Source organism: Modestobacter sp. KNN46-3, assembly GCF_011039295.1.
Genome location: NZ_JAAKGN010000046.1, coordinates 23,241 through 30,948, shown reverse-complemented (window position 1 = coordinate 30,948; position 7,708 = coordinate 23,241). Strand labels below are relative to the sequence as shown.

The 7,708-nt window shown below is 76.0% G+C and carries 9 protein-coding genes; 6 read left to right on the top strand and 3 right to left on the bottom strand.

The genetic code is table 11. The annotated features are described in order from the left end of the window. Positions 1-146 precede the first annotated feature (146 nt). Positions 147-1,130: a 2,3,4,5-tetrahydropyridine-2,6-dicarboxylate N-succinyltransferase gene (gene dapD, locus G5C62_RS12090; RefSeq protein ID WP_164701181.1), complete on the bottom strand. Its 984-nt coding sequence runs from the start codon at positions 1,128-1,130 to the stop codon at positions 147-149. A gap of 111 nt (positions 1,131-1,241) precedes the next feature. On the opposite strand from dapD, the gene dapE reads away from it, so the two are divergent. The 4 genes from dapE to G5C62_RS12070 are packed head-to-tail and all read left to right on the top strand — an operon-like array spanning position 1,242 to position 4,075. Beyond that, positions 1,242-2,372: a succinyl-diaminopimelate desuccinylase gene (dapE, locus tag G5C62_RS12085; protein ID WP_241175857.1), complete on the top strand. Its 1,131-nt coding sequence runs from the start codon at positions 1,242-1,244 to the stop codon at positions 2,370-2,372. Then, positions 2,369-3,217 (top strand): TIGR00730 family Rossman fold protein, encoded by an 849-nt coding sequence (locus tag G5C62_RS12080; RefSeq protein ID WP_164701179.1) that lies wholly within the window; start codon positions 2,369-2,371, stop codon positions 3,215-3,217. Before dapE ends, G5C62_RS12080 begins: the two co-directional genes overlap by 4 nt. Before the next feature lie 2 nt (positions 3,218-3,219). Then, positions 3,220-3,612, top strand: coding sequence for a DivIVA domain-containing protein (locus tag G5C62_RS12075; RefSeq protein WP_164701177.1), 393 nt, complete (start codon positions 3,220-3,222; stop codon positions 3,610-3,612). Then, entirely contained in the window at positions 3,605-4,075 is a 471-nt protein-coding gene (locus G5C62_RS12070) for an SRPBCC family protein (protein ID WP_164701175.1), read from the top strand. The genes G5C62_RS12075 and G5C62_RS12070 overlap by 8 nt, the downstream gene beginning before the upstream one ends. Positions 4,076-4,185: 110 nt before the next feature. Here the strand turns inward: G5C62_RS12070 and G5C62_RS12065 are convergent, their stop codons facing one another. Together G5C62_RS12065 and G5C62_RS12060 are read right to left on the bottom strand one after the other, a co-directional pair. Next, positions 4,186-4,932, bottom strand: coding sequence for a cytochrome c oxidase assembly protein (locus tag G5C62_RS12065; protein WP_241175856.1), 747 nt, complete (start codon positions 4,930-4,932; stop codon positions 4,186-4,188). Beyond that, positions 4,929-5,405, bottom strand: coding sequence for a DUF2243 domain-containing protein (locus G5C62_RS12060; RefSeq protein ID WP_164701174.1), 477 nt, complete (start codon positions 5,403-5,405; stop codon positions 4,929-4,931). Before G5C62_RS12060 ends, G5C62_RS12065 begins: the two co-directional genes overlap by 4 nt. Before the next feature lie 160 nt (positions 5,406-5,565). On the opposite strand from G5C62_RS12060, the gene G5C62_RS12055 reads away from it, so the two are divergent. Both G5C62_RS12055 and G5C62_RS12050 read left to right on the top strand, forming a co-directional pair. After that, complete coding sequence (locus tag G5C62_RS12055; protein ID WP_164701172.1) at positions 5,566-6,279, top strand: ABC transporter ATP-binding protein; 714 nt, start codon at positions 5,566-5,568, stop codon at positions 6,277-6,279. Beyond that, a complete protein-coding gene (locus G5C62_RS12050; RefSeq protein ID WP_164701170.1) occupies positions 6,276-7,613 on the top strand; it encodes a hypothetical protein in 1,338 nt (445 codons plus the stop codon). The genes G5C62_RS12055 and G5C62_RS12050 overlap by 4 nt, the downstream gene beginning before the upstream one ends. Positions 7,614-7,708 lie beyond the last annotated feature (95 nt).

Genomic DNA, 7,708 nt, shown 5'->3' with positions numbered 1-7,708 from the left:
GGACGGCGCGCCGGACGTGCCGCGGGGCGGGCGGCCCGCGGCGGGGGCCGTCGGCCCGCGACCGGGGTGCTCACCATCGCGCCGATCGTAGGTCGCCGAACTGTCAGGTACCTGGAAGGCGAGGGCCCGCGCGGCGGCCCCCGGCCTCAGTTGGCGTGCAGTGCGGCGTTGAGGGCGCCCCAGTCGCCGTCGCGGGGCAGGGCCTCGAGCGCGCCGCTGAGGGAGTTGCGGCGGAACAGCAGGCCGTCGCGACCGGAGAGCTCGCCGGCCTTGATCGACGTCCCGTCGGGGAGCGCCACCTTCGACCCGGCGGTGACGTAGCAGCCGGCCTCGACCACGCAGCCGTCGCCGAGGGAGATGCCGATGCCGGCGTTGGCGCCCAGCAGGCAGCCCTTGCCGATCGAGATGACCTGCTTGCCGCCACCGGAGAGCGTGCCCATGATCGAGGCGCCGCCGCCGACGTCGGAGTCGGCACCGACGACGACCCCCGCGCTGATCCGGCCCTCCACCATCGAGGGGCCCAGCGTGCCGGCGTTGAAGTTGACGAAGCCCTCGTGCATGACCGTGGTGCCCTCGGCGAGGTGCGCACCCAGCCGCACCCGGTCTGCGTCGGCGATCCGCACACCCGAGGGGACGACGTAGTCGACCATCCGCGGGAACTTGTCGACCCCGAAGACGGTCAGGTGCCCGGCGTCCGAGCGCAGCCGGGCGCGCGCCGCGTCCAGCTCGGTGGCGAGCACCGGGCCCGCGCTGGTCCAGGCCACGTTGGCCAGCAGCCCGAAGACGCCGTCCATGTTGACCCCGTGCGGCCGCACCAGCCGGGCGGAGAGCAGGTGCAGGCGCAGGTAGACGTCGTGGGCGTCGACCGGCGGGGCGGAGAGGTCGGCGATGGTGGTGGAGACGGCGACCGACTGCACGCCGCGGGCCTCGTCGGTGCGGACCAGCCCGGAGAAGTCGGGCCCGAGCAGCCCCTCCAGCTCCAGCACCCCGATCGGCTGGGTGTCGCTCTCGCCCTGGTCGGCGCTGCTGAGCGTCGGGGAGGGGAACCAGGTGTCAAGCACCGTCCCGTCGGAGGTGAGGGTGGCGATGCCGACGCCGTTCGCGCCGATGGTCTCTGCAGCGGTCGTCACGGGCAGTCAGGCTACCCAGGGTGTCGCAGCGCGGCCTGGCTGCAGGGGCACGGCCTGGTGTCGGCGAGGGGCGGGGGGCAGCCAGGTCCTCCCTCACTACCCTCGGCGGTCGTGAGCCCCGCCGACCAGCCGCTGCCCCCGCTCGACCTGAGCGCCGACGTCCTCACCCTGACCCGGGCCCTGGTCGACGCGCCCTCGGTCTCGGGCACCGAGGGGCCACTGGCCGACGCCGTCGAGGCGGCGCTGCGCGGGCTGGGCGGCCTGGAGGTCGAGCGGGTCGGGGACACGGTGCTGGCCCGCACGAACCTGGACCGGCCCACCCGGATCGTGCTCGCCGGGCACCTGGACACCGTGCCGATCGCCGACAACCTGCCCAGCCGGCTCGAGGTCGTCGACGGCGAGGAACGGCTCTACGGCTGCGGTACCAGCGACATGAAGGCCGGCGACGCGGTGATGCTGCGGCTGGCCGGGATGTTCGGCGTCCCCGGGGCGCAGCCGGCCCGCGACCTCACGTTCGTCTTCTACGACAACGAGGAGGTCGAGGCGGTCCGCAACGGCCTGGGCCGGGTGGCCCGGGAGCGCCGCGGCTGGCTGTACGGCGACCTGGCGGTGCTGCTGGAGCCCACCGACGGGGTGGTCGAGGGCGGCTGCCAGGGCACGCTGCGCGTCGTCCTCACCGTGCCCGGGACCCGTGCGCACAGCGCCCGCTCCTGGCTCGGCGTCAACGCCGTGCACGGCGCCGCCGGCATCCTCGCCACCCTGGCTGCCCACCAGGCGCGGGAGGTCGAGATCGACGGTCTCCGCTACCGCGAGGGGCTCAACGCCGTGCGGATCGAGGGCGGGGTCGCCGGCAACGTCGTCCCCGACGTCTGCCGGGTGACCGTGAACTTCCGGTTCGCCCCGGACCGGGACGAGGACCAGGCCCTGGCGTACGTGCGCGAGGTGTTCGCCGACGCGCTGGCCGCCGGGGTCACCCTGGAGCTCACCGACACCTCCGGCGGCGCGCTGCCCGGCCTGTCGGAGCCGGCCGCCGCGGCCTTCGTCGCCGCGGTCGGGCAGCCGGCCCGGGCGAAGCTGGGCTGGACCGACGTGGCCCGCTTCGCCGCGTTCGGCATCCCGGCGGTGAACTACGGCCCGGGTGACCCGAACCTGGCCCACACCGTCGAGGAGCACGTCCGGGTCGACCGGCTGCAGCCGGCCGAGGACGCCTTGATCGCCTATCTGAGCGGGAGTGACGCATGAGCCAGACCGACGACGGTGCCCGGCGGCGGCCGATCCGGCACCGCGGGCCGATCACCCTGCGCGGCGGCGAGCCCGACCCGCAGATGGCGGGGACGACGACCGACCAGCGCCTGCTGGACCGGCGCGGCAGCAGCGACTGGGTGCACACCGACCCGTGGCGCGTGCTTCGGATCCAGGCCGAGTTCGTCGAGGGCTTCGGCCTGCTGGCCGACCTGCCGCGCGCGGTGAGCGTCTTCGGCAGCGCCCGCACCCCACGGGACTCCGAGTACTACGCCACCGGGGTGCAGCTGGGCGCAGCGCTGGCCGACGCCGGCTACGCGGTCATCACCGGCGGCGGCCCGGGCGCGATGGAGGCGGCGAACAAGGGCGCCTGCGACGCGGGGGGCACGTCGGTCGGGCTGGGCATCGAGCTGCCGTTCGAGCAGGAGCTCAACGAGTGGGTCGACGTCGGCGTGCTGTTCCGCTACTTCTTCGTGCGCAAGACGATGTTCGTCAAGTACGCCCAGGCGTTCGTCATCCTGCCCGGCGGTTTCGGCACGCTCGACGAGCTCTTCGAGGCGCTCACCCTGGTGCAGACCCGCAAGGTGACCCGGTTCCCGGTGATCCTGTTCGGCAGCGAGTACTGGTCCGGGCTGGTCGACTGGATCCGGCAGACGATGGTGGTGCAGGGCACGGTGAGCCCGGGGGACCTCGACCTGCTGCACGTCACCGACGACGTCGCCGAGGCGGTCGCGATCATCCAGGCCGCGGACGCCACCCGCGCCGAGCACGAGTCGGAGCCGCCCGCCGAGGAGGCGGTCCCCGGCTCTGCTCCCGTCCCCGGCTCGGCCCCGGTCGACGACTGAGCATGGCCGGACTCGTCTTCGTCGTCAGCCTGTTGCTGGTCGGCGGGCTGCTGTTCCTCGGCGCCTCGCTGCTGCTCGGCCGGGGCGAGACGCAGCCCCCGGCCGAGCCCGAGCGCTCCCCGGTGCAGCTGCCCGAGGGGCGGGCGGTGGTCGCCGACGACGTCCGGGCGCTGCGCATCTCGGTGGCCGTGCGGGGGTACCGGATGACCGAGGTCGACTGGCTGCTGGACCAGCTGGCCTCGGTGCTGGACGACCGGGACGCGGAGATCGCGGCCCTGCGCGCACAGCTGCCGGGCGTCCAGCGTCCGGTCGACCAGCGAGACACCGACCCCGGAGGCCTCCCCGTCCTGGAGGACGGCCCCGGGAGTGACGAGGAGAGGCGGGCCGATGCCTGAACTGGTGGAGCAGGTGGAGGTGGACGCACCACCGGAGCAGGTGTGGGCGGCGCTGGTCGACTGGGACCGGCAGGGTGAGTGGATGCTGCTCACCGACGTGCGGGCCGGTGCCCACGACGGGCAGGGCGTGGGCGGGGAGCTCGCGGCCACCACCGGCGTCCGGCTGCCCGGTCCGCTCGGGGGCCGCCGGCTGGGGGTGCTGGACACCATGCTGATCACCGGCTGGGAGCCGCCCCGCCGGGTCGACGTGCGGCACACCGGGCGGGTGGTGCGCGGCACCGGCACCTTCGAGGTGCGGCCCCGGGACGACGGCGGGTCGACGTTCGTCTGGACCGAGGGGCTGGACCTCCCGCTGGGCGCGCTGGGCCGGGCCGGCTGGCCGCTGGTTCGCCCGGTGATGGCCGCCGGGGTCCGGCTGTCGCTGCGCCGGTTCGCCGCCTACGCGCGGGCCCACCCCGCCTGACCCGCCGCGGCTCCGGTCGCGCTCTGCACGCTCTTCGTCCGCTCTGCACGTGGCGCAGCACGTGCAGAGCGGACAGGACGCGTGCAAAGGGGAGGGGAGGGACGGCGCGCTCAGGCCGGTGTGGGCAGGGCCGCGCGTTCGGCGTCCCGGACCGTCGCGCGCGACCGGTACCACTGCCGCCACAGCAGGGCGGCCACCAGCACGTGCACGACCGTGCCGCCGTGGTACATCAGCTGGGCGCCGGCCTCGGCTCCGGTGACCCCGGCCGGCGGGGCTGCGTACAGCGCCTTGGCCAGCACGTCGTGGGCGGCTGCTCCCGCCGCCAGCGCCACCGCGCGGGCGACCACGCCGCGGCGGTGCCCGATCGGGTCCAGGGCCAGGACGGCGGCCGTGGCCAGCCAGCCGGTGAGCAGCACGTGCACCGAGACCAGCAGGTGCAGCCCCGGCGAGTGCAGCATCGCCGTCAGCAGGCCGGTGCCGTAGAGCAGCCAGAGCCCGGCGGCGTTCAGCCCGGTGGCGACGAACGGGTCGGTGAGCACCCGGACCGGTGCGGTGCGGAACCCTCGGCTGACCCGTCGGGCGGCGGGCGTCGGCAGGGCGCGCAGCAGCAGGGTCGAGGGGCGGGCGAGCACGAGCAGCACCGGGGCGACCATCCCCAGCAGCAGGTGGGCGGCCATGTGCGCACGCAGGTCGCCGTGGGTCGCGGCGAGCGGCCCGGTGAGCGCGACGGCCAGGCAGCCCAGCCCGGCCAGCCAGGCCGCCGTCCGGCCCACCGGCCACGGCGAGCGCGAGCGGCCGACCCCGGCCAGGTAGAGCGCAGCCGGCACCAGCACGAGGGCCCACACGGCCTGCGTCACGGTGCCGGGGCTCCCGGGGCGCTGCGGGTGCGGGCCCGCCGGAGCAGCAGCACACCGGCCACCAGCACCAGGGCACCGGCGCCGATCCAGGCCAGGTCGTAGCCGGTGAGGTCGACGCCGTAGCGCACCTGGTGCAGCCGCAGCAGCTTGTGGTGGACGACGCCGTCCCAGACCTGGAACGCCCCGGCGCCCACCAGCACCGCGCCCCACCAGGTGTCCGCGGCGAACGACCGCCGCCGGCGCACGTCGGCGAGCAGCGCCAGGCCGGCCACGGTCGCCGACCAGGTGGCGGCGTGCAGCAGCCCGTCGGAGACGAGCCCGGCGGCTCCGCTGGCCCGGTCGTAGAAGTGGTGCCAGTGCAGCAGCTGGTGGAAGACGATCTCGTCGATCGCCCCGGCGGCGCCGAGACCGAACAGCAGGCCGGAGACGAGCAGCCGCCGACGGTCGGGCCGCCCGGGATCGGCTGCGGTCACGGGACCTCCGTCGTCCGGCTGCGGGTGGTGCCCGGTCGCTGCCCGGCCGCCGACCGGGGGAAACCCCCAGCCGGTCGTACGACCCAGGGCTGAGCCGGCTCTCCGGGCTTCCGTCCCCAGGGCGACGCGGTGCGCCGGGGTGGCGGCCGACGATCGGTCCATGACCGCGACCCTCTGCACCCGGGACCTCCGGATGACCTACGGCGACGGCCCGGCCGCCGCCCACGCCCTGGCCGGGGTCGACCTCGACGTCGGCGCCGAGTCGCTGGCCGTGATGGGGCCCTCCGGCTCCGGCAAGACCACCCTGCTGCACTGCCTGGCCGGGATCGTCCGGCCGACCTCCGGGTCGGTCACCTGGCAGGGGCAGGACCTCGCCCGGCTGTCCGACGCGCGGCGCACGGTGCTGCGCCGGTCGGACTTCGGGTTCGTCTTCCAGTCCGGTCAGCTGCTGCCCGAGCTGCCCGCGGTCGAGAACGCGGCGCTGCCGCTGATGCTGGCCGGGGTCGACCGCCGGACGGCGACCGAGCGGGCGGCCCGCTGGCTGGACCACCTGGGGCTGGCCGGGCTGGAGCAGCGCCGGCCCGGTGAGCTCTCCGGCGGGCAGGGGCAGCGCGTGGCGATCGCCCGCGCCCTGGTCACCGCGCCGGGCGTCGTCTTCGCCGACGAGCCGACCGGTGCCCTCGACGCCGCCACCGGGCAGGAGGTGATGAGCCTGTTGGTCCGCTCCACCTCGGCGGCCGGGGCGGCGCTCGTCGTCGTCACCCACGACGAGGGGGTCGCCGCCTGGTGCGGGCGGGTGGTCACCATGGGCGACGGCCTGCTGGTCGACGACCGACGGACGCCGGCCGCGGCGCCGGGCGGTGGCGTCCGATGAGGGCCGCCCTGCGGTTGTGGTGGGCGCTGGCCCGCAGGCAGGGGCCCGACCGGCTGACCACCGGCCTGGCCGTGCTCGCCTTCACGGCGGTGACCTGGGCGCTGCTGGCCACCCTGGGCGGGCTGCGCGCCTTCGTCGACCGCGCCGCCGTCGAGCGTGCGGAGCCGGAGCCCTCGGGCATGGCCGAGGTCTACGTCGTCCTCGCCGTCGTCGCGGCTGCCCTCATCCTGGTGCCGCTGGTCACGCTCGGCGGTGCGGCGGCCCGGCTGGCCGTCGCGCGGCGCAACGCCCGGATGGCGGCGCTGCGGCTGGCCGGGGCGACCACCGGGCAGGTCGCGGGGATGGCGGTCGCGGACGCGCTGGCCCAGGCGGTCGCCGGCGCGCTGGCCGGTGCGGTGCTCTACGGGGGGACCCTGCCGCTGGTGGCGCTGCTGCACTTCCAGGGCCGGGCCTTCGCGGTGGGGGAGCTGTGGGTCGGCTCCTGGGGTGCGCTCGCCCTGCCGGCGGTTCCGCTGGTGGCCCTGGTCTCGGCGCTGGCGGCGCTGCGCCGGGTGGCGGTCACACCCCTGGGCGTGGCCGCGCGCACCGGGGTGAAGCCGCTGTCCTGGACCCGGCTGCTCCCGCTGTTCGTGCTGGTCGGGGTGTTCCTGCTCGCCGCCAACGGGCTGCTCCGGCTCGACGCGATCGTGGTGCTGGCGATCCTCGTCGGGACGCTGGCGGGCGCGATGTGGGTGTTCAACCTGGTCGGCCCGTGGCTGATCTCGGTGCTGGGCCGGGTGGTCGCCCGGCGGGCGCGCAGCGTGCCGACCCTGCTGGCCGGCCGGCGGATCGTCGACGACCCGAAGGCGGCCTGGCGCAGCGTGGGCGGGGTGGCGCTGGTCGCCTTCGTCGCCGGCGTGCTGAGCGTCAGCCCGGGCCTGGCGGCGACCGGCGCGGAGGAGGACCACCTCGGGGTGGACATCGCGACCGGGACGGCGATCACGCTGGTGATCGCGTCGCTGCTGGCCGCGGTCTCCACCGGGGTCACCCAGGCCGGCCGGGTGCTCGACCACGCCGGGGAGTACCGCGCCCTGCACCTGGCCGGCACCGAGGTGGCCACCCTGCACGCGGCCCGGATGCGGGAGACCTGGATCCCGCTGGCGGTCTGCGTGGGCGGCGCGAGCGTCACGGCGCTGGCGCTGATCACCCCGTTCATCGACGTGCTGGCCGACGAGCCGATCGGGGTGGTGCTGTTCCTCGGCTCCGTGGTGGCCGGCTGCGCGCTGGTGCTCGGCGGCACGGCGGCCAGCCGGCGGATGGTCGACCGGGCCGCCGGGGCGGCGGTCGCGGCCTGACCGGGCGCGGCCTGCGGCCGTGGGTCCGCCGCCGTCGGGACCGTCGTAGCCGGGAGCCATGATGACCCGGTGACGGCGGCGGCTGGGGGACGAGG

Coding starts and splice junctions, on each gene's coding strand:
- G5C62_RS12075 (WP_164701177.1), top strand. CDS start 3,220: ATGGCCGGACTCGTCTTCGTCGTCAGCCTGTTGCTGGTCGGCGGGCTG.
- G5C62_RS12080 (WP_164701179.1), top strand. CDS start 2,369: ATGAGCCAGACCGACGACGGTGCCCGGCGGCGGCCGATCCGGCACCGC.
- G5C62_RS12050 (WP_164701170.1), top strand. CDS start 6,276: ATGAGGGCCGCCCTGCGGTTGTGGTGGGCGCTGGCCCGCAGGCAGGGG.
- G5C62_RS12070 (WP_164701175.1), top strand. CDS start 3,605: ATGCCTGAACTGGTGGAGCAGGTGGAGGTGGACGCACCACCGGAGCAG.
- G5C62_RS12055 (WP_164701172.1), top strand. CDS start 5,566: ATGACCGCGACCCTCTGCACCCGGGACCTCCGGATGACCTACGGCGAC.